General features: G+C 71.5%; 20 protein-coding genes. 11 read left to right on the top strand and 9 right to left on the bottom strand.

What is annotated here, in order from left to right; translation table 11 throughout:
- Positions 1 to 28 precede the first annotated feature (28 nt).
- The 3 genes from ACPC54_RS19115 (at position 29) to ACPC54_RS19105 (ending at position 3,499) form a co-directional block, all read left to right on the top strand.
- Entirely contained in the window at positions 29 to 1,123 is a 1,095-nt protein-coding gene (locus ACPC54_RS19115; protein WP_498966139.1) for a hypothetical protein, read from the top strand.
- 391 nt (positions 1,124 to 1,514) lie between these two features.
- Positions 1,515 to 2,897: a transcriptional regulator, XRE family protein gene (locus tag ACPC54_RS19110; RefSeq protein WP_498966137.1), complete on the top strand. Its 1,383-nt coding sequence runs from the start codon at positions 1,515 to 1,517 to the stop codon at positions 2,895 to 2,897.
- 80 nt (positions 2,898 to 2,977) lie between these two features.
- Entirely contained in the window at positions 2,978 to 3,499 is a 522-nt protein-coding gene (locus ACPC54_RS19105) for an NUDIX hydrolase (RefSeq protein WP_498966135.1), read from the top strand.
- A 130-nt stretch (positions 3,500 to 3,629) separates the two neighbouring features.
- On the opposite strand, the gene ACPC54_RS19100 is transcribed toward ACPC54_RS19105, so the two are convergent.
- Positions 3,630 to 4,760 carry a phosphotransferase enzyme family protein gene (locus ACPC54_RS19100; protein WP_498966134.1) on the bottom strand — a complete coding sequence of 377 codons (1,131 nt, stop codon included), beginning with the start codon at positions 4,758 to 4,760 and terminating at the stop codon, positions 3,630 to 3,632.
- Between the two features lie 400 nt (positions 4,761 to 5,160).
- On the opposite strand from ACPC54_RS19100, the gene ACPC54_RS19095 reads away from it, so the two are divergent.
- A complete protein-coding gene (locus tag ACPC54_RS19095) occupies positions 5,161 to 5,550 on the top strand; it encodes a hypothetical protein (protein ID WP_498966133.1) in 390 nt (129 codons plus the stop codon).
- 71 nt (positions 5,551 to 5,621) lie between these two features.
- Here the strand turns inward: ACPC54_RS19095 and ACPC54_RS19090 are convergent, their stop codons facing one another.
- The 8 genes from ACPC54_RS19090 to ACPC54_RS19055 form a co-directional block, all read right to left on the bottom strand.
- Positions 5,622 to 6,623, bottom strand: a complete 1,002-nt coding sequence (locus ACPC54_RS19090; protein WP_498966131.1) for a thioesterase domain-containing protein — start codon at positions 6,621 to 6,623, stop codon at positions 5,622 to 5,624.
- Positions 6,620 to 7,645: a beta-ketoacyl synthase N-terminal-like domain-containing protein gene (locus tag ACPC54_RS19085; protein ID WP_498966129.1), complete on the bottom strand. Its 1,026-nt coding sequence runs from the start codon at positions 7,643 to 7,645 to the stop codon at positions 6,620 to 6,622. Before ACPC54_RS19085 ends, ACPC54_RS19090 begins: the two co-directional genes overlap by 4 nt.
- Positions 7,642 to 8,778: a beta-ketoacyl synthase N-terminal-like domain-containing protein gene (locus ACPC54_RS19080; RefSeq protein WP_498966128.1), complete on the bottom strand. Its 1,137-nt coding sequence runs from the start codon at positions 8,776 to 8,778 to the stop codon at positions 7,642 to 7,644. Before ACPC54_RS19080 ends, ACPC54_RS19085 begins: the two co-directional genes overlap by 4 nt.
- Positions 8,775 to 10,556, bottom strand: a complete 1,782-nt coding sequence (locus ACPC54_RS19075) for an AMP-binding protein (RefSeq protein ID WP_498966126.1) — start codon at positions 10,554 to 10,556, stop codon at positions 8,775 to 8,777. The genes ACPC54_RS19080 and ACPC54_RS19075 overlap by 4 nt, the downstream gene beginning before the upstream one ends.
- 162 nt (positions 10,557 to 10,718) lie before the next feature.
- On the bottom strand, positions 10,719 to 11,495 hold the full coding sequence (locus ACPC54_RS19070) for a nucleoside 2-deoxyribosyltransferase (protein ID WP_498966125.1): 777 nt from the start codon (positions 11,493 to 11,495) through the stop codon (positions 10,719 to 10,721).
- 91 nt (positions 11,496 to 11,586) lie between these two features.
- Positions 11,587 to 12,306 (bottom strand): uracil-DNA glycosylase family protein, encoded by a 720-nt coding sequence (locus ACPC54_RS19065; RefSeq protein ID WP_498966124.1) that lies wholly within the window; start codon positions 12,304 to 12,306, stop codon positions 11,587 to 11,589.
- Positions 12,307 to 12,425: 119 nt separating this feature from the next.
- Positions 12,426 to 13,649 (bottom strand): class I SAM-dependent methyltransferase, encoded by a 1,224-nt coding sequence (locus tag ACPC54_RS19060; protein WP_498966123.1) that lies wholly within the window; start codon positions 13,647 to 13,649, stop codon positions 12,426 to 12,428.
- Between the two features lie 84 nt (positions 13,650 to 13,733).
- A complete protein-coding gene (locus ACPC54_RS19055; protein ID WP_498966122.1) occupies positions 13,734 to 14,720 on the bottom strand; it encodes an aldo/keto reductase in 987 nt (328 codons plus the stop codon).
- Positions 14,721 to 15,383: 663 nt separating this feature from the next.
- Between ACPC54_RS19055 and ACPC54_RS19050 the strand changes: the two genes are divergently transcribed.
- The 7 genes from ACPC54_RS19050 to ACPC54_RS19020 all read left to right on the top strand — a co-directional run bounded on the left by ACPC54_RS19050 (position 15,384) and on the right by ACPC54_RS19020 (position 22,660).
- Positions 15,384 to 16,484: a YhaZ family DNA alkylation repair protein gene (locus ACPC54_RS19050; RefSeq protein WP_498966120.1), complete on the top strand. Its 1,101-nt coding sequence runs from the start codon at positions 15,384 to 15,386 to the stop codon at positions 16,482 to 16,484.
- Between the two features lie 78 nt (positions 16,485 to 16,562).
- Positions 16,563 to 17,147: an NUDIX domain-containing protein gene (locus ACPC54_RS19045; protein ID WP_498966119.1), complete on the top strand. Its 585-nt coding sequence runs from the start codon at positions 16,563 to 16,565 to the stop codon at positions 17,145 to 17,147.
- A 125-nt stretch (positions 17,148 to 17,272) separates the two neighbouring features.
- Positions 17,273 to 17,896, top strand: a complete 624-nt coding sequence (locus tag ACPC54_RS19040; RefSeq protein WP_498966118.1) for an NUDIX domain-containing protein — start codon at positions 17,273 to 17,275, stop codon at positions 17,894 to 17,896.
- Positions 17,893 to 19,059 carry a methyltransferase domain-containing protein gene (locus ACPC54_RS19035; protein ID WP_498966117.1) on the top strand — a complete coding sequence of 389 codons (1,167 nt, stop codon included), beginning with the start codon at positions 17,893 to 17,895 and terminating at the stop codon, positions 19,057 to 19,059. Before ACPC54_RS19040 ends, ACPC54_RS19035 begins: the two co-directional genes overlap by 4 nt.
- A gap of 49 nt (positions 19,060 to 19,108) precedes the next feature.
- Entirely contained in the window at positions 19,109 to 21,082 is a 1,974-nt protein-coding gene (locus tag ACPC54_RS19030; protein ID WP_498966116.1) for an ATP-binding cassette domain-containing protein, read from the top strand.
- Positions 21,083 to 21,236: 154 nt separating this feature from the next.
- A complete protein-coding gene (locus ACPC54_RS19025; protein ID WP_498966115.1) occupies positions 21,237 to 21,710 on the top strand; it encodes a GNAT family N-acetyltransferase in 474 nt (157 codons plus the stop codon).
- On the top strand, positions 21,707 to 22,660 hold the full coding sequence (locus tag ACPC54_RS19020) for an NUDIX hydrolase (RefSeq protein WP_498966114.1): 954 nt from the start codon (positions 21,707 to 21,709) through the stop codon (positions 22,658 to 22,660). Before ACPC54_RS19025 ends, ACPC54_RS19020 begins: the two co-directional genes overlap by 4 nt.
- Positions 22,661 to 23,515: the final 855 nt, after the last annotated feature.

Here is a 23,515-nt window from a genome sequence, read left to right as displayed (position 1 = left end):
CGCCCCCCACTCCCAGGAGAGCCGACCCGTGCCCAGCGACGCCGTCCCCGCACCGCCCGCACCAGGTCCCCTGGAGCGGGTACTTGGCCTGCATCTCGCCCACTTGCGCGCTACCCGCGCCCCGGCCGCCGACGCGACCGGCGCGCTCCCCCTGCCCTACGACACCAACGACCTCGAGTCGGGGCGGACCACTGCGCTGCGCGAGGCCCTGGAGGCAGGCCACCGGCAGGCACTCGCGCAGCACTACGGTGCGAGTGAGCGTGAGGCCAGCGAGTGGCTGGCCGGCCTCACCAGCCGCACCGACGAGCTCACCCAGTTCTGCGACCTCGGTCCGGGGGCAGCACACCGCTACCACCTCGCCGAGGCCCAGGCGGCGCGGATCCAGATCGCCGCCGTCCTGGTGCAAGACCTGCCCGTCCTCACCCTCGGCATGCGCCAATTCCTGCACCGGGGCAAGGCCTCGGTCAAGGACCGGATGGCCCGCGGGCTCGCAGCGCCACTGCCCGGGCGCGGCTCGATCCCGGACGTGACCGGGACGCCGTGCGAGCTGTGCGCGTTGCTGCGTAGCGTGCTGCTCGACCGGGGTAGGTCCGCGCGGGAGCTGCAGTGGCGCGAGCGGGAGTGGTACGGCCGGGTCGCCGCCGCGCGGGCGGACGCGTTCCTGGAGCGCATCCGTCGGCCCGGCCCGGCGACGGCGGAGATCCTGATCAACGCTGTCCTCCTCGCGGACTTGAGTACCGTCGAGTCCCGTACTGGCCAGCTCACGCTGCTCGCCGATCTGGTCAACTTCCGCTCGCTGACGCTCAGGGTCGTCCCGACACGCAGTCCGCTGCTGGCTTCTCAGGTCTTGCTCGACCTCGACGGCGTGCTCATCGCGGACCCAGGTACCGACGTCGTTGCCTACAGCACAGGCGCTTTGGGCGACTTCGACGATCGCAGCAGCCGGGCCCTCCCGCAGAGTGACACCCTCGCTCTGCTGCGACGGGCCGCCGCCGAGCCGCTCACCGACCCGGCGTGGCCCTGGCGTTCCGCGTCCGCGACCTCGTGCGGTCGGGCGTCCCACCACAAGGCGTCGGGGGATCACCGAGGCGAGGACCCTGACGCGCCGGTGGGGGGAGCGTGAGCAGCGGTCGGACGTCGCCCACTGGACCGCTGTCGCCGGTGCGGGCGGAACGCCTGCTGACCCACCAGGCCAGTCACGTTCTGTTCGTCGGCAATGGGACGGCCGTCTCCCTGCCTGGTGGCTGGGTCCAGCCCGGGCAGGACCCAGCCACTGAGGCCGCTGTCCACGGCGCTGCGGGAAAGGTATGGACGACATGACTCAACCGGAGGGGGCGCGGACCCGGACTGTCGCGCCGCTCCTGTACCACTTGCTGGACGCTCCAGAGCTCAACTGCGCTTCACCGACCAAGTTCCGGGTCCTGTGGCCGATCATGGCCGAAGACGCTGCGAGGGCGCTGCAAGAGCCGCGCCTCGCTCGGGTCCGGCCTTCCGAGGCTACCTACAAGCGGTGGTTGGCCGGCACCCACGTTCCCCGCGGAGACCTGCGCACGATCATCGAGGCCTACTTCGGCAAGAAGGTCGAGTTGCTCTTCCAGCTCGTCCCCGTACGAGACTTCGTTCACCCTCTCCCCCTGGACCGCAGGACGCGCACCGCAGCACGGACCCTGGACTACACCTGGACCACCTCCCGGCACGTCCCCGGCGACCCGGACGCCGGCATCTTCGGCAGCTGGGAGCTCGCCGGCGGACGGCACTTCGACGGCACCTCGATCGGTGTGCAGATCTATGAAGCGCAGCCCCGCGGCGACGTCATGGAGATCAGCTCCGCAGACCTCCCCCACTTGGAGACCTTCGTCCGCTCATCGCGCAGGGGCGTGATCCTGGCCTCCCCCGGTGCGGCTGGCGGGTCCGGCCTGTACGTGATGGACGCCGCGCTCGCCCGCCAGAACCTCGTGGTGGGTCAGGGCCCACAGGTGCCGATCGCCTACCAGCTGGACGACCTGGTCTACGCCATCATCTGGGCGCTGCACGTCATGGACGACGGCCTGCTGGCGGACGACAATCCGCTCTCCGAGCGAGCCGAGCAGCTTCGGCACTACGTCAGGATCAGCAACTCGGCCCCGCCGCGATCCGAGATGCCCGACCTGTCCCCGGTCGGTGCCGCTTGGCTGGGCTCCAGCCTCTGCGCCCAGTACGTCGTCCGCCATCTCGGTGGCCTTCCCGAGGCGCCGGCGTTCTGGACCCGCGAAGCCACTGGGGAGGAGTGCGCACCGTGGCTGCTCTTCAGGCATCAGCACGACTACCTGCAGAACATCGCCGACCGCTTCGCGGGACCAGGGAGCGCGCTCGGTCGTGCGTTCTGCGTCCCGGAGCCCGTCGTCCGATCAAGCGCGACGTATGAGCGGATTCTCCTGTTCCTCACGATTGCCATGATGGAGATGTACGGGGTCAGGGTGTGGCTGACCGCGGAACAGAGGTACCAGGAGGTCGAGGGGTTCGTCCTCGCGCGCAACCAGGCCATCCTGGCGAACTGGGTGCGCGGGGAATCCGTCTGGCGGGTCGCCACTACCAGTGTGCGGCGGGAGGTGGCCCCCTACCAGGAGGTGATCGGCCACGTGCGGGCCCACAGCGCGGTCGACGGGCCGACGCCGGCGGCACGGCTGGCGGCGCTGGCCGACTACCTCGACCTGGACTGGTCCTGGCTGGCCGGCCGGTGCCGGGGCCTGGCCGAGGAGGGGATCACCAGCATGCTGCGGCCGCGCAGCCGCCTCCTCACGCTCCAGGCGCTGGACCAGACCCTGCGCTTCATCGGCAGGCTGAGCGACCCCTTGCGCGGACCGCATGCCGACCCGACCCTATCCGTGGCCCCGAGCCCTGAGGCCGGGCCACTGTAGCGTTGCCCGGCCTGGATCTACGTGAAGCCGGGCATGCCACCGTGCGCCGACGACGTTCAGCACCCACCAGGAGCGACACCTTGAAGGACTGCGACAACACCTCGGTCGGCGTCGTCATCACCGACCACCAGGGCCGCTACCTGATGTTCGATCGCGCCACCTTCCCGGTGGGCACAGCACCGGCCGCCGGCCACATTGACGACCACGGCAGCGCCCGGGATGCCGCCCGCGCCGAGGTCGAGGAAGAACTCGGACTTACCGTCACCGGCCTCACCCGCGTCACCGGCTGCTGGCGGGACAACCCATGCCGCCGCCGTCCCGGTGCACGCGGCACCGGCCACGACTGGACCGTCTACCGGGCCACCGTCACGGGCGACCTCGCCCCGAGCGCCCGCGAGACGAAGAACGTCCGCTGGATCCCTCCCGCCGCCCTGCAGGAGCTGGTAGACCGCACCGTCGCCTACGCGCACGGATGGGTGACCGACGCCGAGTTCGAGGCTGAGCCCGGTATCGAGCCGGTATGGGTGCAGTGGCTCGCCGACATCGGCGCGGTCCGCGTCAGCCCCGACGAGCTGCGTCAGGTGGAGCAGCTCACCAGATGATCGCCGCCTCGCCCTCCTGAACCATCCGGCGCCGCCGTCCGAGCACGGCGGCCGCGCCCGCGGCCGGCCCTGCGCTCTGCTGCTTCAGCAGGCGTGGCCGGTGGAGCTCGCTCCGGTGAGGGTCGTGGACTCAGCGAAGAGCATCGCGCAGGGCCGCCTCCAGGGCGGGCAGCTGCTCCAGAATCGTCAGGGCTGCCGCGTGCCGTGCCCGCGCGTAGGACTTGAGTGCGGCGTCGACGAGGTGGGGTCGTTCGACGGGTGCCGACAGCGGAAAGGCCGAGCAGAGCATGGCTGCGCAGCCGACACGGAGTGAGGACAGGAGGTCGTCCACGGGTGCCGTGGGGTTGGTGTCGCGGTAGGCGAGGGCGAGGTCGGTGTAGCCCTTGAGCCACCGCTCGACGCCGTTGGCCTCGAAGCTCTTCGGATCGCAGCCAAGGCGCATGAGTTCCCAGGCGAGGTAGCCAGGTGTGGGCGGTCCGAAGTCCACGAGCGCGGCGACGCCGTTGTTCCTCAGCAGGACGTTGGGGCCGGCCAGGTCGCCGTGCATGACCTGGACCGTCAGCGGCGGAAGCGAGGCGAGGATGCGCTCGACCTCTCCCAGGGCGGCGTATCGCTCGCGCGCCGCCAGCAGAGCCCATGCCTCGAACTCGCCCAGCCGGGGCCTGTGCTGGTAGGCGAGGATCAGCCTGGCGAAGCGGTCACGGGCGGTGGCGACGTCGCAGACCGCATAACCGGGTTCCAGGGTGGGTGCCGCGGCGGGGTGGGTGGCGAGCCGGCCGTGGAGACGGCCCATCGTCGCGCCGACGGCCGCCCACCGTGCCCCGGTCAGGGTGCCCTCGGCAGTCTCGGTGTGCGGCACGTACGACCACAGGGACATCGGCACGCGGCCGCGGGTCGCGATGAGGTCGCCACCGCGCGTGCGGATCGCCCGAGCGGTGGCGACGCCCCCGTCGGCGGCGTATTCGGACAGCTCGACCGACGCCAGCTCCAGGTCCAAGTTGCTGCGCGTGCGGTAGACCTTGCCGAAGTGCTGACGGCCCGCCTGGTCGACGATGGCGTAGTTGTCCGTTGCGGTGCCTTCCGGGATTCGCGTGATTTCTGCCGGGTGCAGTCCGTACTCGAGCACCAGCGTGTCGGTGAGCGCTGCGATCTGCTCGGGCGCCCCGGGCATGGAGGGCGCGGCGACCGTGCCGTTCGCGCTGCCGGGGCCGGGCTGGGGCTGCTGGGATGCGGTGGGCATGGCTTCCTCGTCGGAGTGCACAGCGGTCGTGGTCAGTGAGCGGTCGGTAGGTGTTCGGGGCAGTCGAGGCGCGGGCGCGCAGTGCCGGTGGGGCTGCCGGCATGCGGTCGCGGTGTTCTCCGGCGGGCAGCCCCCGTCAATGCGGTCGTCGGGTGGCTCGTCCCTCGTTCGGGTGGCGGCAGTGCCCGAGCCCGGTCCGGCCCCCTGGCACCAGCTGCTGGCAGCAGGCCGGGCGACGGGGCCGAAGCCGCGGCGAGGGCGACCGGGGCGGCCCCGCGTTGGCGGGCGAAGCGGCACCGGGCGGGGGCGCTGGTCGCATAGAGTGCGGGCTGGTGCGCATGTGGTTCGCCGTAAGGTGGTCTTGGGCGCCTTCGTACTCGTCTCCGCAGGCATCCCTCGGGCAGCACCACCAGGAGGAACAGTGTCGTCCCCGGAAGTGACCACCCCCGAGGAGAAGCTCGCCGAGGCGAAGTCGCAGCTGAACTTCCCCCGCATCGTCGCGATTTGCGGCTCCACCCGTTTCATGGCCGAGATGGCCGAGGCCGATGTGCGGGAGACCGAGGCGGGCAGGATCGTCGTCAAGCCGGGCTGCGACCTGAAGTCGCCGCACGCGCTGTGGTCCGATCCTGTCGAGGCCGAGGCGCTGAAGGTTCGGCTCGACGAGCTGCACCGGTCGAAGATCCTGCTGGCTGACGAGGTGCTCGTGGTCGGTGACTACATCGGTGACAGCACCAGGTCCGAGATCGCCTACGCCCGGTCGCTGGGCCGGCCCGTGCGGTTCACGCACCCCGAAGTCGACCCCGACGCCTGAGGGCTCGCTCCCGCACACTCCGTCGGCACCCCGTTGATGCGGATCGTCCGGCGGGCGGCGTGGTGGCGGGTTCAAGGGGCTTCGGTGCGCATCGCGGCCGTGATGGCGGCGGCGAGCTGCTGCTGGTGGTCCATCAGGTAGAAGTGGTCGCCGTCGTACCTCTCGACGCCGCGGAAGTCCGTCGTGAGCGCCCGCCAGGCGAGGAGCCGGTCCTCGCCGATCAGCTTGTCGTGCTCGCCCGCGAAGGCGGTGAGCGGGACGGGCAGCGGTTCGGGGCTGGAGGGCGCAGTCCAGGTGTCCACGAGTTTGAAGTCGCTGCGGAACACCGGGGCGAACTTGCGCCACACCTCGTCGTTGTCGAGGAGCTGCGGTGGGCTGCCGCCGCCGCTGCGCAGCCAGGCGCGCAGTTCGTCGTCGGCCATCAGGTGAGGACTGCGGTCGGCGCCGGCGTCGCCTCGCGGGGCGCCGTAGGCGGACACTCCCAGCCAGGTGGGAAGCGGTCCCTCCTCGTGGAGGAGTCGGCGGGTGAGCTGGTAGGCGATCAGGGCACCCATGCTGTGGCCGAAGAACCCGAAGGGCCGGTCGAGCACCGGGGCGATGGCGGCGTGGAAGTAGTCGACCAGCTGGTCGCAGTCGTCGATCAGCGGCAGGCCCTGGAGGTTGCCTCGGCCCGGGGCCTCCAGGAGGCACAGTTCCCAGTCGTCGGGGAAGTGCTCCGCCCAGCCCCGGTAGAGCAGGTGTGAACCGCCGGCGTGGTGGAGCAGGAACAGGCGCGCCGCCGGGTCGCGCACCGGCCTGGGGCGGATGAGCGGGCAGGGCTGCGTCTCGCGGGTGAGCTGCGAGGTGAGGAAGGCGTGCAGCTCGGCGAGGGTGGTGGCGCCGCTGGCGGCCACGGCGTTGTCCGGGACGCCGAACGTGCCCGCCACGCGGGTGGAGATCTCCAGCATCAGCAGCGAGTCGATGTCGAGCTCGTGGGCGAAGTGCGCGTCGTCGGTGACCTCCTGGGGCTCGGTCTCCAGTACGACGGCTATCAGGGTGCGGAGCTTCTCGATGGTCACGCCCGTCGTGGTCATGGGTGTTGTCCTCGTTCCTGCGTGGGTGGGCGAAGGGCCGGCGGCGGGGTCAGCAGCAGGGCGGCCGTCGCGTCGTGGCGCGGGCCTCCGGCCGTGGCCAGGACGTTGCCGGCGGCGCCGCCCTCCAGGTAGGCGGCCGCGGCAGCGCACTGCAGGACACCGAGTGCCCCGGACAGCGGGCCCAGCTGGGATTCCAGGTCGATCCGGCGCCGGGCTGCGAGCAGACGGCCCGCCCCGGCTGCGCCGGCTTCCGCCTCGTCCGCGAGCCACAGCCCGACGGGCCCCTGCCCGGTCACTCCGAGCGGAGCCAGCGCCGCGGCGAGGTTCCCGGCCCGTGCGTAGCCGCCGATCGTGGCGCGGGGCCGTGCGCCGCGGGAAGCGGCCGCAGCCGCGGGCTCCAGGACGACCGCGACCGCCACGTCGGTGGACTGCCGGCCGAGGACCTTCGTCACCACGTCGCCTGCGGGTTCGACGCCGAGGACGACGGCTGTCGCGGCACGCCCGGAGATGATGAGGTTCCGGGCCCAGGCCAGGGCGTCCAAGCCGCTCGTTGCGCCGTTGCAGACGGTGAGGTTGGGGCCGCGCAGCCGGTAGCGGATGGCCACCCAGCCGGCGATGACGTTGCTTGAGGTCTGGGGCAGACCCAAGGGGCTGAGACCCAGCACGCCTGCCGCGGCGATGGTGTCGGTGGCCTCGCAGACGCTGTCCGCGTTGCCCAGGTTGGTGCTGACCACGACGGCGGTCGAGTCGCTCGCGCCGGTGAACGTGTTGTCGGCGTCGGTCAGACCGGCGTCGTGGAGAGCGGACTCGGCCGCGCGCAGGGCGAGCCGCGAGGCGCGGCCCTTGTGGCGCAGCTCGCGTCCGGCCAGTCCGGTGGCCGGGTCGAAGCCTCCCTCGCCCGGGAGCGGTCCCAGCAGGTCGCCGTACGTTGGGACGCCGGGCAGCGCCAGGCCGATGCCCGTGACGACGACCTCCCGGGCGTTCGGACCCCTCCTGGTGGGCGCGGTGCTCGCCGCGTTCATCGGACTGTCTCCACGATCGCGACGGCGTTGATGCCTCCGAAACCGAACGCGTCGATCTGAGCGATGCCCAGGCCACCGACGGCAGGGCTGCCCTGCACCAGGCCCAGCCCCGCGGCCTCCGGGATCGGATCGGCCAGGCCCAGGACCGGGGGCACCGTCCCGTGCTTCATGGCGAGCACCGCCATGACGAGGCTGAGCAGTCCCGAGCCGCCCAGGGTGTGTCCGGTCATCGCCTTGATGGCGGTCATCCGCGGACCCGCACCCGGGCCGGGAAAGATCCGGCGAAGGACGCTCGCCTCCGTCGTGTCGTTGCGGGGGGTGCCGCTGCCGTGCAGCATCACCAGGTCGATGTCGCTCGCCCGCACCCCGGCTCTGCGGTGGGCGTCGAGTACCGCGCGGGTGATGCCGTCGGGGTCCGGCGCGGTGGCGTGGTGGGCGTCGCAGCCCATGGACACACCGAGCACCCGGGCGTGCACGGGTGCGCGCCCGGTGCCGGCGCGCTGGACGACGACGGCCGCCGCGCCCTCCCCCATCAGCATGCCCTTGTGGGCGGTGTCGAAGGGGCGCAGCGCGTCGGGGAGGTCGTTCTGGACCCGGTCGAGCGTGCCGAAGCCGCTCTCGGTGGCGGCGTCGGTGCCCGCGACGACGACCGTGTCGGCCAGGCCGGACTCGATCATGTCGGTGGCCATGCCGAGCGCGTACAGCGACGCGGAGCAGGCGTTGGCGAACGTGTAGGTGGTGCACGCCCCGAAGGCCGCCTTCAGCGCGGTGCCGAAGTGCAGCTCCTCGAGCACGACTTGTGCGCCGTCGCGCCACCACAGTTCGAGGCTGCGCTGCTCGCGCATGGTCGTGCCGACCAGCACGGGCACCTGGGTCAGGTCCTCGCCCAGGCCGGCGTCGGCGGTCGCCTGGCGCACGACGGTGGTCAGCCAGCGGGTGGCGCGCCGCGGCTGGTCACCGCCGCCCGCGGGCCGGTCGTCGATCTCGTAGGCGTACGCCGCCCGGTACTTGTCCGAATCGAACGCCATCAGGGGCCTGCGGCTCTCCTGGCCTGCGCACAGCGCGGCGAAGATCTCCCCGGGGGTGGCGCCGACGTTGGCGACGGCCGCCATGCCCGTGATGTCCCAGGTCACGCTTGTGCCGCCTTCCTCAGCTCGAAGACGGCCACCTTGCCGGTCGACGTGGTCGGGAGCTCGTCGCGGAACACCAGCCGGGCGGGGCGCTTGAAGGAGGCGAGTCCGCCACGGATCGCGGCCATCACCGCGCGCCGCACCACGGCCTCCTCGGATCCCGGCCGGGCCACCAGGTAGGCCACGGCCTGCTCCAGGCCGTCGGCATCGCGGCCGCCGACCACCACGCAGTCCTGGACCCCCTCGACACCGCGGACAACGCCCTCGATCTCACTCGGCACGACCTTGTAGCCGCCCAGGTTGAGCACGTCATCGGCGCGGCACAGATGGGTGAACGTGCCGTCCGGCGCACGGCGCACCACGTCGCCGGTGTAGGCGCCGCCGTCGGCGAAGGTGACCGCCGCTGCCTCCGGCCGGCCGATGTAGCCCAGCGCGACGGTCGGGCCGACGATGTGCAGCCAGCCCTGCTCCCCGTCTGCGACGGGCGTGCCGTCGGCCGCGCGGACGGTCGCGGTGATCCCGGGCACCGGGACCCCGAAGGTCCCCGGCCGGCCATCCTTCGGCGGGGTGCCGACGACGATGTAGAGGACCTCGGTCGCGCCGAGGCCGTTGAGCAGCTGGGCGTGGAAGGCGGCGCGGATGCGCTCGCTGAGCGCAGCGGGCAGGTTCTCGCCCGCCGCCACGCACAGGCGCACGGAGTCGACGCTGCCAGCGGCGAGCTCCGCCCCGGGGGCGTTCAGCAGCGCCGCGTACAGCCGCGGGACGGAGAACAGCACGGAGGGCCGGTGCTGCTGCAGCGCGGCGGCAAGGGAGTGGACGTCGACGGTGCCGCTGATGAGCGCGACGCGGGCGCCGGCCGCCAGGGGGCACAGGACGGAGCTGCCGAAGCCGTAGCCGAAAGACATCCGGGCGCTGGACAGTACGGTGTCGTCGGGCGTCAGCGCCAGGACCGTGCCGACGCCGTCGGCCATGGCCGCGATCGCGCCCGCCGTGTGCCGCACCCCCTTGGGCATGCCGGTGCTGCCGGAGGTGTACTGAACGAGCGCCTCGCTCCCCGCACTCCACGCGGCCGCCGGCCCGGCCGCCTCGGGGCGGTACGCGGGGCCGGCCGAGGCAGTCGCCAGGCCGGCGCGGACGTCGGCGCCGGCGAAGCGGGTGGTCGTGGTGAACAGCGCCTCCAGGGCGCGCTGGCGCGCGGGAGCCGCGTCCAGGTGCACCACCGTGGCGGCGCAGTCGGCGGCGATGTAGCGGACCTCGTCGTCCGTGAGCACCGGGCTGATCACCACGGGGACGCAGCCGTGCCACCACAGGCCGAGGACGGCGGCCACGGTCGCCGCGGAGTCGTCGGCGACCAGGAGGCCGCGGCCGCCTTCGGGTACTCCTGCGGCCCGCAGGGCGCCCGCGTACCCCCGGGCTGCCTCCAGGAGGCCGGCGTAGGTGATCTCCCCGGCCTGGGGGTCGAGGTAGCTGGCCCGGTCGCCCCGGCCGGCGCAGACATGGCGCGCCACCAGGCGGTCGATCAGGTCGATTCCCCGGAGGTTCCTTGCCCGCTCGCCGAGCACGGCCACCGCGGCGTCCAGGCTGGTGAAGGCTGCCGCTTCCTGCGCGGACAGAGATCCGACCTCGCGCTCGACCGCGACCACGACCTCGATCTTCTCCAAGGAGCTCATGCCGAGTTCCTCGTAGAACTGGGCACCAGGCTCGATGGTCTCCTTGTCCACCTCAAGGACGGACGCCACGATCTCTCGCAGCCTGTCGCGCGCTATGTCGCTGAGTTCCACCGACGGAAGTCCTTTCCGTATCTTCGTAGCCGAGAAGCGGGGCCGGGCTGGGCAGAGAGAATTGGGCAGGCGACCTGTTTGCGGGGAGCACCGTTCACCGCGACACGATCCGGGCGAGGATCCGGGAACGGGGTGGGTGCGGCGGTCCTCGGCGGGCCGGGCTCAGGCGCCCAGGCCCACCTCGCAGGGGAAGGACACCGACACGCCCCGGGGCTCCTGCGTGAAGATGACCCTCTTGCCGAGCGCGGACATGAAGCCGAGCTCGAAGACCGTGCCGCTTCCGACGCGACCGCCCGGGTTGCACACGACGACGGCGTCGGCCTGCCGAAACGCGTCCATGTGCACGTACTTGTGCCGCCAGGTGTCGCGCGGGTTCTTCAGCAGGTCCTGGTAGTCGAAGAGGATGAAGTCGGTGCCCGCGGTCTCCGGCTTGATGCGGGTGCTGCGGGGGCTGAGGATCTCGGTGCCGGTTTCGCGCAGCCGGGCGATGGTGTCCTCGATGTCCCCCAGCGACTGCTGGAAGCTGCCGCAGACGACGGCTGTCCGGAACTCGCGCCGGACCAGGCCGTCCAGCATGTCGGTCGACCCGCAGACGGCCAGGGCCGTGTCCAGGTAGAACCGCTCCAGTGCGGGCCCCACGATGTTGAAGTACAAGCCCGTGTCGACGTAGACGCCGTTGACCAGCGCTGCCGCTTCCGGCTGCGGGAGCTGCTGGAAGACCCCGGTGGCGTGCACGCGCGTGGTCGTGTTGTCGATGGCCTCGGCGTACTCCTTGAGCCCGGCGCAGAACTCGCCGACGCGCTCCGCCAGCGCCTCGCCGGCGAGGCCGGCTCCGAACGGAAGCCGTTCCCTCGTGAGCAACTGCAGCTCGCCGCCCCGGGAGCGGTGGACGCTGACGTGTTCCGGGCCGAAGTGGACCTGGATCCTGCCGTCTGTCACCACGGTGCTGTTCTCCTTCTTCTCGATCCGTCGTCCTGGGAGTCCGCAGCCGGGAAGCCGGCCGGGGAAGATGCCGCGGAGGGTGCGGCTGCTAATCGTCTTCTCCGCGCAGAGCGCTGAGGTATTTCTCGGCGAATTCTTCTTTTCTACCGCTGTTGTATTGCGTGATGAACCGCGGGTGCTCCAAGGGCACGATCTTCTTGAAGTACCCCCGGTCGTCGTTGAGTGCCGAGAGGAATGCGAAATTCCCGCTACTGCCGATGCAGTAGCACACCGAGGTGTCGAGCCCGAATGCCAGCTGGCGCTCCAGGGCGTCCACCAGGAAGGCGCGCAGGGACTCCACCAGCTTCTTGCTCTCGTAGTAGTTGTAGTTGGCCTCCCGTCCCTGGGCGTTCGTTTTCACCAGGCCGAGCGGGCACACGAAGCTCATGACGAAGTCGGCGTAGAACCGCGTCCGGCCCCCGTAGCGCGCGATGACGTCGTGCAGGAACCCGGCGGAGGGCCGGCTCACCGCGTAGCCGTCGCCGAGGTCGATTCCCGTGTCGCTCTCCAGGAGCTTCGCGTCTTCGAACGGGACCCCGGTCACGGCCGTGCCCCGCCGGGCGGGCGAGCTGCCCAGGACCAGCCGGCGGGGTTCGTCGTCGCCGTAGTACTTGCGGTAGAAGGCGGTCGTCACCTCGCGGACGCGCTCCTTCTGGGGGCCGCTGAAGGGGTTGACGACCCTGAAGCCGGGGGGCAGTTCGAGCGTCGTGCCCGCGAGTCCCTCGTTGAACTGCAGGATGCGGTCGGCGATCGTCGTTCGCTCGTTCATTGCAGAAGCCCTTCCTTCACGCTGCCCCTCCAGGACGTCCGGCCGCCTCCGCACTCCGCCGTCCTTCCCGCGAGACCGACGGGACGCCGCGACCGCGGCCGGCCGGGCGGGTGGAGGCGTCAGACGGTGACCGCCGACAGGTAGATCTCGGTACTTGTCGGGAGCATTCGAACATCTTTGAATCCGGCGCATTCGAGGTCCGCGCCGATCAGGTTCGCCGTCTCCATTCCCCGGTAGAGGTCGACGAATTCAGTTCCGGGAATGATCAGCCCCGGCACGACGCAGCCTCGCTGAGTATACAGAAATCCGTTGGCCACGGAGACGATAATCACCGCTCCGGGCTTCAGTACCCTGTGTGCTTCCCGGGCCGCTGCGGACGTGTCGAAGAACGACGAGTTGTACGTCCTCAAGGAGACATAGAGATCGAAACTGTCGTCCGGCAGGGCGGACAGATCCTCGGCGCTGGAGACCACGGTCCTCGAACGGGGAATGCGTTCGCTTATGTTTGCGAGGCCGCTTTCCGCGATGTCGGCGAAGGTGATTCGCGGGCAGTCGGAGAACAGGGCCGTCGCCTCCTGACCGCCGCCGACGCCGACGTTGAGGACGCTGACAGCGGACAGGGGCCTGGTGGAGGCCATCCGGTACACCGACATGAAGTCGTCGACCCACCCCGCGTCGGCGGTACGGGCGTCGAACGCGTAGTCGTAGCTGCCGTACTTCGCGTCGAACGCGGCGGCCAGTGCGTCGCCCACGGCGCGATCCGCCTCCGTGTACTCCGCTCCGTACCTCTGGGAGATGAACGAGGCGAGCGCCATCCGCCCCCGGTGCGCGTTGACGTCGTCCTTGGTCAGCGCGAACCCCATGGACACCAGCGAGGCGGTGACGGCTTCACTGATCCGGTGGGTGGAGTAGTGGGGGTTGCACTCGATGCTCTGCCCGCTCGCCGCGTAGAGCTCCCGGTTCTGGTCCAGGATCTGGCGCTGGAGCTCGTCGGGGAAGCGCAGGACGTGGCCTCGCCCGGTGACGGGATCGCCGCTGAGGTAGCTCGTCAGCGCGGGATCCGGCAGGCCGATGCACACCCTGTCGATCCGCACGTCGCTCAGGAGCTCGGCCAGTTCGAACGCGCCAGCCTCCGACAGGGTGTTGATCGTCAGACAGACGCTGTACGCGCTGGACACCCCGAGTTCTCGAACCCGGTGCCGCAGAATGCGGGACCAGGACGCGCCGTGCACCTCGCCCGCGAACGCGGAGCAGATCAACCGACCGTTCTCGGAGACGAGCGCGGCGCCGACCCGCCGGCCCGGCGATGGAGCCTCTTGTGCGAGGCCGATGGCGTAGGCCATCCAGTAGGTGCTGTCCGGGTTCCTTGGGTCAGCGGCATGCACGGGGCGTCATCGCTCCTCGGGGACGTGGGTAGGTTGCACTGCTCAGGGGGTGCACGGCACGGACGCCGCCTCGCGGGAGCGGGATGGCGGGCCGACCTCCTCCAGCTCCGCCCGTAGGGCCGCGTACGCGGAGTCGAGGAACTCGTAGTCCGGCTCGCCCAGCTCGGTCTTGAGGCCCTGGTAGTTCAGGGCCACCTGCTGCGCACTGGTGAATCCGGTCAGGACGATCGAGTCTGGGCAGCGCCGGAGGCAGTACAGGAGGGCGACCCGGGCGAGGTCGTGCGGGGTGGATCCGAACCGGTCCCGCAGGGGCTGCAGGCCTCGCTGGACAGCGTCCAGGACCGGCGCGGTGAGGCGGGAGCGCACGTCCCCGGGGCCGAAAGCCGTGCCGGGACGGTGCTTGCCGGTGAGCAGGCCCAGCGCCAAAGGCCGGGTGATCATGGTGGCGATGCCGTGGCGACGGGCGAAGCTGAAGATGTCCTCGTCCTCTTCGCAGCCGTCGGCCCCGTGTTCGGGCGGTGGCTGGCTGAGGGGACTGAAGGGCACGGTGATGACCTCGGGGCGCAACTGCTGGATGAGGAAAGCGAACCGGGCCGTGGCCACCTGGTGGCGGTTGCCTGCGGTCCCGGCACCTGCCCCCAGCCGTTTCGGCGCCCTCATCCCGAGCGCCTTGACCCTGCCGAGGTCACGCAGGGCCTCCAGCGTCTCCAGAGCTTCCTGGAGGTACTGATCGCGAGGGCCGAAGTCGGTGTAGTGCAGCGTCAGGACATCCAGCGATTCCACGCCGAGGTTCTCAAGGCTCTGCTCCACCTGCCCGTGCAGAACCAGGGAGCGGTACGCGTTGTCGCTGGTGCCCTTGAACGCCCCGACCGTGCTGGTGATGCGGACACTTGCGCGGGGCACCTGGGCGAGCATGCGGCCCAACAGCCGCTGGGAGTGCCCGAGACCGTAGATGTCTGCGGTATTGAAGACGGTGGCTCCCTCATCGCGAGCGCGCAGGAGGGCGTCGACCGCGCGATCATCGTCCACGGAGGCCCATCCTGCGGCGCGGCCCACGTTGGTTGCCGGCCCCCCGATAGGCCGGCAGCCCACGCCGAGAGGGTGCTCGTCCGACCCGCCGATCAGGCGACGCCGGGGCAAGTGTGAAGCGGTCACGACAGGGCTCGCTCTCAACGCGAAGGACGGGGCGCAGACTCGGATCACCGCGGTGCAGCACAGCGACGAAGCGGAGGGCCCGGGGAGATGAGGAGGAGGCGGGGTGGAGCGCGGCGCTCGTCAGCCCACTCACCGTCACATCTCTCCCGACTGGCGGTCCAGGTGCCTACCGGCTCATATCGGGGGTCATCTCGCAGAAGCGACGACGCATCTCAGGGCAACTGGCCCAGATATGAACGGATTTGGGATTGCCCGCTGTGTGGTGGAAGGCGGAACTGAACGACCCCTGATATGAGCCCCTGTGCCTCTGGCCCGGCCGACAGCGGCGGGGCAGGCTGTCGATTCGAGTACCGGGACGTCGCCTCTGTCCCCGTTCGCCCCGCCGCCAGCTGCTGTTGGTAACCGCTGCTGTTCCGCCAGGCGCCACGCCGCCTAAGTCCTCCCGACGGGGGAATCCCCACCGAGTCGCCCGCCGCCGAGCCGACCCGACACTAGGGTGATCGAGTGAGTTCCCAAGTTCCCCTGAAGGAAAGGGCATTGAGCCCGGAGCGGATCGCCCGGATCGGGCGCGAGATGCAGACGGCCTGCCCTGCCTTCGACGCCGCCTCCTTCACCGCCCAGGTCACCGCCGATCTGCCCAGCCTGGAACTCAAGGCCCGTATCGCCCGCACCGCGCAGGGCCTGCACCAGCACCTGCCCCTTACCGGGCAGGCCGCCCTCGACACCGTGCTGCGCTCCCTGCCGGCCACTCCGGAGGCCGCGGGCGCGGAGGCCGACTTCGGGCTGTACACCTACGCCCCGCACTCCGCGTACGTCGCCGCCCACCACCTCCACCCCGACAGGCTCGACCAGGCCCTCGCCGCGTTCGCCACCATCACCCCGTACTTCTCAGCCGAGGACGCCGTCCGCACCGCCCTGGTCTCCTTCCCCGAGCAGACACTCGCCGCAGCAGCAACGTGGGCCGCCGCAGCCGACCACCGGGTGCGGCGTCTGGCCAGCGAGGCCACCCGCCCGCACCTGCCCTGGTCCGTGAGCGCCAGCCTGCCCGTCGACACGGCCCTCCCGCTGCTCGACCGGCTATACGCCGACAGCAGCCGCTTCGTGACCACCTCGGTCGCCAACCACCTGCGCGACGTCAGCCGCAGCCAACCCGACTTCGTCCTCGCCACCCTGACCCGGTGGCACGCCGAAGGGCGAGCCGCACCCGCCGAGCTCGCTTTCATCACCCGCGAAGCGCTCAAGCTGCGGCTCAAGGCGGGCTGGCCACCCGCCTACGCCATTCTCGGCTACGACCCCCAGGCCGCCGTCAGCGTCGGCCCGATCCGCCTGGACCGCACCAACTACCAGCTCGGCGACAGCCTCTCCTTCGAAGCCGAGCTCAGCGCTCCCAACGACACCCCGGTGCACGTGATGTACGTCCTGACCCGCAGTGATCCCGGCACCGTGGCCCGGGCGAAGGTCTCCCACCTCACCCGGGCCACGGCCAAGGCGGGCGCACCGCTTCGCCTCACCAAGACCCATCCTCTGAAGTCCACCGGCACGGCTGCCCTCGTACCGGGCAGCTACCAGCTAGCCCTCCAGGTCAACGGCCGACGACACGCCCCGGCGCTCCTGCGCATCACCGACCGTCCGGCCTGACCAGGCCGGGCCCGCGCACACCGATCGCAGCACCACACCACCGCCCGTTCGACGGCCGATCCCGAGGAGCAGCCCGCAGTGATCCCCGCTCAGCCCGACTACGACCGCCGCCAGCGGCTGCTCCAGGACCTTGCCGCCATCAGCCCCTGGGACTCCATGGAGACCCAGCACCTGAAGGAGACCGTGGCGTGGATCTCCAGCGGGGCACCGCTGGAGCGGACCACGTTCGATGTGCCCGACCCCCACCTGGTCGCCTACTTCGTCGTCGCCGACCCTGACCGCGAAGAGCTCTTGCTGGGCCACCACATCAAGAGCGGCCTGCGTCTTCCGGCCGGCGGGCATGTGGAGTCTGGAGAAGCGCTCTGGCAGACGGTCGAACGTGAGGCGGTGGAAGAGCTGCGACTCCCGGCTGTCCCCTTCCTCGGCCAGAGCCCGTTCTTCGTCACCCGCACGCCGACCGTGGGTCCGCGCAGCCACACCGACGTGTCGTGCTGGTTCGTACTGCGCGCTCGCCGACAGGAGGTGGGCTGGTTCGACCCCGGCGAGTACACCGCCGTTGAGTGGCTGCCCTGGCGGCAGGTCCTCGAGGAGCCCATCCATCAGCTCGACCCGCACATGCACCGGTTCACACGCAAACTTCTGGCCGCGGTGACGACCGGCTGACCGCGAGGACACCCGGCAGCGGGGTCCCGCACGGTGAATCCGGCTGCCCGCGGTTTGGGCCCCGCGTCGACGAGAAGCCGGAGCGCCCCACCAGGCGCTCAACATCCGAGAGAACAGGTGAGGCAGTGACCGACCAGCAGATGGCGACGCCGGCGCGCTCAGTACGGGAGGTGACCGCGAGCACGTTCCTCCTGCGCCGCGACGACGGTCACTGGAGCGTGGGTCTGATCTGGCACGACCGACTGGGCAGCCACATGCCGGCCGGCGGTCACGGCGAGCCCGGAGAAGGAGTCCACGACGCCGCAGTCCGCGAGGTCTTGGAAGAGACCGGCCTCAGGGCCCGCCTGATCCCCGGGCCCGCGGCGCCCACCCCGGCCAGCTTTCCCCACCGTCCCGTTCCCGCTCCGTGGTGGATCTGCGAGGGAGGCGCGAGCCCCGATAGCCACACCAGCACCCCGCACACCCACGTCGACCACATCTACCTGGCCCTCGTGGACACCGCGTCCGCAGCCGCCGAGCAGCGTGCCGACCACCAGCTCACCTGGTTCGCCCACAGCCGCCTCACCACCGACCCGACCGTCTCCGAGGACAGCCGGCTCCTCGCACTGCAGCTCATGGCCTGGCTGGACGACGCCCCCGCCAACGCCGCGGACGACCCGGAACAGCTCGGCGCCCACCTCGCCCACCGGGCAATCACGGAGGCCCTGCCAGCACAGCACGGCGAGATGTCGCAGGCGCGCGGCCGGTGACCGAGAAGAGCACCGCCTTACCAACCCTCGCTTCGCTCTCCGCTGCCCGATCCGCCTTCACCGACGCGCTCGCCCTGGAGCCCGGCGTCCACCATGACGGGATCGTCGCGGCGATGGCCGCCGTGCCGCGACACCTGCTGATGCCACGCCTGTTCGCGCCGCTCGGCAGCGAGCGCCCCGTCCGGCGCTGGCGACTCGTCGACCTCCAGGACGACCCCGAGCAACACCTTGCCGTCTGCTACGGGATGGACCAGGTCGTGGTGCAACTCGACTGCCGCCCGCAGTGCCTGTACGCGGTCGGAAGCGAGTACACCGGTATCCCGAGCGGGCAGAGTTCGGGCGCCGGGCTTCTGGCCGTCAGCCTCCAGGACGTCCGTCTCGCGCCGGGCGACCGGCTTCTGGAAATCGGCTCATGCACCGGCTACCTGAGTGCGGTCGCCGCCGAGCTGACGGGACGGCAGGCGACCGGGGTGGAGATCGACCGGGAGCTGGCCCGCGACACCACGCAGCGGCTGGCCGCGATCGGCGCCGACGTGCGGATCGTGGTCCGTGACGGGCTGCGCGGACTGCCCGAAGGCCCATGGGACGCGATCACCGCCTCGTTCGCCGTCCGGCACATCCCCGCCGCCTGGCTGCACCACCTCGCCCCGGGCGGCCGGCTGCGCACCACCGTCACCACCGGTGCGCCCGGCTGGCACGCCACCGCCCTCGTCCACCGCGACGAGAGGGGAATCCTGTCCGGGCGGCTCGCTGCGGAGCTGTGGGGACATGTACCGGACCGCGCCGGCGGGTGGATCCCGCTGCCGGCCGCACCAGCCGGGAGCGGCCGGAGCCGTTCCGCCGTGCTGGTGCCGCCCGCGCCGGCCGAGCGTGGATTCTGGGTCGCGCTCGCGCACGCCCTGCCTGGAGTACGGCGGCACTGGGCTCCCGGCTTTGACGACGAGGTCGTGCTGGTTGCCGCGGACGGGTCACGGGCGGCGGTCGCGCGGGACGGCTCGCACGCCACCGAGTGGGGGCCGCGAAACCTGTGGCTGGAAGCCGAGGAGATCCACGCACGGTGGACGGCGGCCGGCAGCCCGGCCGAGTACCGGCTGGAGTTCACCGACGGCGTCCAACGGGCGGTCGGCGGGCCAGGGCTGAGCTGGGAACTGCCGACGTCCTGAACCCTCGTGGACCACGACCGGCCAACTCCTCTACCGCATCGGAGTGCAGATGACCGACCGCACCACCGTCCCCGCCCCGCGCACCGCGCTGACCGCGCCGCCGGCCTCGGCCGCGTCCGCGCCCGAGAGCGGAGACCTCACGGGGCACGTCAGCCAGGGGTACTGGGAAACCTTCGAAGGGCAAGCGTCCCGCACGGGAGTGCTGACCATCCTTCGAAGCCTGCCGGCGATCGTGCGCCAGGTGTGGGTCACGGCCTGGCGAGCCGACCCGCGCGCCGCCGTGCTCGTCGCCGCGCTCCAACTGGTCTCCGCCGCACTCGCCTCGGCCGGCCTCCTCGCGTCCGTCAACGTCCTGCAACGGGTCTTCGCCGACGGGGCGGGCGGGACGCGGATCCGCGCAGCGCTGCCGGCGCTGGCGGTGGTGGCCGTCCTGCTGCTGGCACGCGGGCTGATGGACACCGGCATCGCGCACTGGCAGGCCCGCCTCGGACCCCGGGTACGCCAGGAACTCGAGGCACAACTGCTGGCCCTGACCAGCCACGTGGGCCTGGACGTGGTCGACGACCCGGGGTGGGCCGACGACGTGCGGCGCGCCTACGACCGAGGCCTGTACTTCGCCAAGGAGTCGGTCGGCAAGACGATCGAGCTCGTCTCGGCGCTGCTCGCCCTGGCCGGCGCCGCCGGGGTGCTCGGGGTCCTGCACCCGATCCTGCTCGTCCTGCTGCTCGCCGCGGTGCTGCCCAAGGGGGCCGCGTCGGTCACCTCGGTGCGCAAGGGCTACCTCTCGGCGGTCCGGCAGAGCAGCCTGCGCCGCCGCATCCTGCACTTCTCGTGGGTGCTGTACGAACGCGACACCGCGGCCGAGCTGCGGACCTCCACCGCCCAGGGCGCGCTGCTGGCCGAGCACGAGTCGCTCGCGACCCGGATCAGCGAGGAAGAGGTCGCCCTGGGCACCGAGCAGGCCCGCACCGCGCTGGTCGGGCGGGCGCTCGGCGGGGTCGGCCTGTTCGCCACCTACGCGGTGCTGGCGTGGATGCTGAGCGCCGGCTGGCTGCCGCTCGCCGCCGGTGGCGGCGCCTACTTCGCCATCCAGGCCAGCCAGAGCGCCCTGATGCGGGTCGTGATCGCCGCCCACCAGGTATTCGAGAACAGCCTGTGGGTACGGGACCTGGCGGACTTCCAGGAGGCATGCCGCCACCGGCTGCCGCGCACCACCGGTCGCCAGGCGCCGGCCGCAATCAAGGAGATCACCGTCACCGACGTCGCGTTCTCCTACCCGCAGGGCAAGCAGGCCCTGCACGGCGTGAGCTTCACCCTGCGGGCCGGGCAGAAAGTCGCCTTCGTGGGCCGCAACGGGTCGGGCAAGTCGACGATGTCCCGGATCCTGGCCGGGCTGTACGAGCCCTCCTCCGGCACCGTCCACTGGGACGGCACGCGCGTGGACGACTACGACAGCGAGAGCATCCAGGGCCGGGTCGCCCTCGTACTCCAGGACCCCGGCCACTGGCCGCTCACCGCCCTGGCCAACGTCACCATCGGAGCGGGCACCATCAAATCCGCCGAGCCCGAACGCGCACTGCGCGCGGTGCACGCCTCCGGCGCCGACCGGGTGATCGAAGGACTCGACCACGGCTGGATGACCATCCTGAGCCCGCAGTTCGAGGGCGGCGCGGAGCTGTCCGACGGCAACTGGAGCAAGATCGCGTGCGCCCGCGGCCTCTACCAGAACGCCCCTGTGCTGATCATGGACGAGCCGACCGCCAGCATGGACCCCCTCGCCGAGCACCAGCTCTTCCAGGCCGTCATGGACGACTACGCCGGACCGGACACCATCACCGTCCTCGTCTCCCACCGCCTTGGCCCCGCCGTCGCCTGCGACCTCGTCCTCGTCTTCGACGAGGGCCGCATCGCGGAGTCCGGCACCCACACCGAACTCATGGCCCTGGGCGGCATCTACGCGGCCATGTTCGAGACCCAGGCCGCCGCCTACCGCACCGGCGCCGACAGGCAGGACGCTGCCTGATGGACGCCGACACCCGTACCGCCCGGATCCCGACCGGACTGGACACCGACCTCGCCGACGCCGGGTCCGCGCACACCGTGCACACCGCCGCCGGGCCGGGCCGATGACCGCAGCCCCGCCAAGCCCACCGCCGCCCAAGGAGAGGAACCGCCCCGTGGAGCACACCACGCCCAGCCTGCGCCGAGCCTTGCCCTCGGACGCCGCCGAACTCACCCGGCTGCGCCTGGTCATGCTCGCCTCCGCCGGCAGCATCCCGCCGCAGCCCTGGAGCAGCGAGTGCGAACGGTGGTTCGCTGACCGCCTCGCCGGCGACCCGCGGTTCGCCGCGTTCGTCGTCGACGACGGCGCCGGCCGGCTGCTGTCCTGCGCGGTCGGCCAGTTCGCCGACCGCATGCCCCGGCCCGGGCAGGGCCCGCACGTCGGGCACATCGCCTCCGTCGCGACCGACCCCGGCCACCGCCGCCTGGGCCACGCCCGGCTCGTCGTCGCTGCCGTGCACGACTGGCTGGTCAGCAGCGGCTGCGGCCAGATCAACCTCACCGCCTCCCCGGACGCCGAGGCCCTGTACCGCTCGCTCGGCTACGCCAACGTGGCGGGCCCGGCCCCGATGACCTGGAGCGCCCCGTGACCGAGACCGACCAGCACCCGCCCTTCGACCTTCTCGCCGAGGCCGCGGACGCCGGGATCCAGCGCCCGGCCGTCTCGGTGCTGCTCGTCAACCTCCGAGGGGAGCTGCTGCTCGTACGCCGTGCGGCCACCACCCTGCTGGGCGGGCTCTGGGAGCTACCGGGCGGTGGCGTCGAGGCCGGCGAGGACGTGCTGGGCGCCGGGCGGCGCGAGCTGCGGGAGGAGACCGGCATCACCGCGGCCCGGTTCACCGCCTACCTCGGCCACAGCGACTACGAGAACGCCCGCAGGCTGCTGGTGCGCGAGTTCGCCTTCGCCGCCGTCGTCGACCACGACCCGGACGTCGTCCTCAGCCCCGAGCACGACGCGCACCAGTGGGTGCTGCCCGCCGATCTGCCCGACCGGCTCGCCGACCACGAGCGTGACCTGATCGCCCGCCACGCCGCCCAGCCCAAGCCCTACCCCGGCTACCTGCCGCTGCCCGCCTACCTGGCCGGCATCCCGGCGGCCCCGATGTGGGGTGCGGTCTTCTTCACCACCGCCCTCGGCGAGGCCGTGCTCCTGCGCTCCACCAACCCGCTCAAGGGCCTTCAATATGCGGGCGGGGACGTCGAGTTCACCGATCCCACCCCGCTCCACGCGGCGGTACGCGAGACCTGGGAGGAGACCGGCATCCGCCTGACCCCCGCCCCGGAGCTGCTGCCACTGGTGGCCACGGTGGTCGAGCAGCCCCGTGCCGGCTGGCCGGCCAAGGTCGGGCTGGTGTTCTCCGGCGGGGTCCTCGCCCCGGCCCAGCTCGCCGCGATCCGCCTCAACCCGGATGAGCACAGCGAGGTCGTCACCGTCTCTGAGGCTGGGCTGACGCAGCTGGACGACCCGCACGCCCACGATCTGACGCTCGCCGTCCTCAACGCGCTCCGCACCGGTGCCCCCGCCTACGTCGTGCGCTGACCGCCCGGCCCGCCGACGAGTACCGGCCGCGCCCGTCACGGCTGTCGGCGGACCACTGGCACCTGTTCTGCCCCACGGTGGTCACCCCCTTGGCCGGACCGCGAACGCCCTCCACCCGCCCGATCGACTTGACCAACCTCCTCAAGGAGCCCGCCCCCGTGTCCACGGACCCGTCCGCGACCGCACCACCGCGCCACCAGGAACCCGTCGACGTCCATCTCCTCCTGCGCCGGGACGGGCCGACCGGCCCAGAGGCGTTGCTGTCCCGCCGCGCCGGCGACGTCTACGCCGCAGGCCTGTGGCATCTGCCGGCCGTCCGGGCACCTCGACGGCCCGCACGAGCACGCTGGTGGGGCGCATCACCGGCTGGACCGACGCCTCCTGGGCGCGAGAGGGCAGCCGCGTCTGGCGGGCGCAGGGGGCCGAGGGCGGCGAGTGGTTCGTGAAGGTCCACCAGAGCGACCGCTTCCACGACCGCGAGGTTGAGGCTTGTGTACGGGCGCCCAAAGGTATCCGATGTGGAGCTGTCTGATCACCCCGGCGCGGGTGGGGGCCCAACTCGTTCAGGTCTGGACTTCGAGGCTGTGGGTGGTCACTGACCGCCTACGGTTCGATGGTGCGCAGAGGCGACGCGTGGTCGGTGCACTACACGTGCCGGGATCTACCGCAGCTGGATGAGCTGCCGTGGTTCCTGCGTGGCATGTCGGATGACTTCGAGGTGTGGCTGGACGAGGCGGCGATCCCCGACGGTGTGCCGTACCTGCTGTCTCCCCTCTTCGAGTACGACGTCGACCTGCGAGAGATCTCCTGCCGGGCGGCCTCGAGCAGATCATCGCAGCGGACAGCACCTTGGAA

Origin of the sequence: Kitasatospora sp. NPDC094028 (genome assembly GCF_049543595.1) — a bacterium.
Lineage (GTDB): Bacteria > Actinomycetota > Actinomycetes > Streptomycetales > Streptomycetaceae > Kitasatospora.
This window is presented reverse-complemented; position numbering and strand designations above follow the sequence as displayed.